Below are 355 nucleotides of genomic sequence, written 5' to 3'. Positions count from 1 at the left end.
AAAGATATTGGATCTCTCCTTTATCCTTCGGGGATTTCATTTTGTCTGGCAGCTTCCTATCTTTGCCTTGCGGCTATTGTCGGCGTTCTGCAGCTTAACGGCCGGGTTCGATATGTTTCCGGGTGTAGCCTGCAGGCTATCGCCACCATACATTAGATTTTTCGAATGGATCTTCCAAAAACAAACATCAGTCTTCCAATATAACGATCTAACGCGATCGTTGGTTTCCGTAGTGGCTTCTTGCGTATAGCTTTCTCGAATCTTAGATTAAGCTTTCGACCGATTAGTACTGGCCAACTCCGCGAATCGCTTCGCTTCCATCTCCAGCCTATCGCCTTGTCGTCTTCAAGGGGTC

At 47.0% G+C, this 355-nt stretch carries 2 rRNA genes; both read right to left on the bottom strand.

The annotated features are described in order from the left end of the window. Positions 1-43 precede the first annotated feature (43 nt). Positions 44-150 (bottom strand): 5S ribosomal RNA (rrf, locus tag Afil_RS10800). 113 nt (positions 151-263) lie between these two features. After that, a 23S ribosomal RNA gene (locus tag Afil_RS10795) occupies positions 264-355 on the bottom strand; the annotation flags it as partial.

Source organism: Allobaculum fili (assembly GCF_020969955.1).
Lineage (GTDB): Bacteria > Bacillota_I > Bacilli_A > Erysipelotrichales > Erysipelotrichaceae > Allobaculum > Allobaculum fili.
Note: the sequence above shows the minus strand (reverse complement) of the source record. Positions and strands in the feature narration are given on the sequence as shown.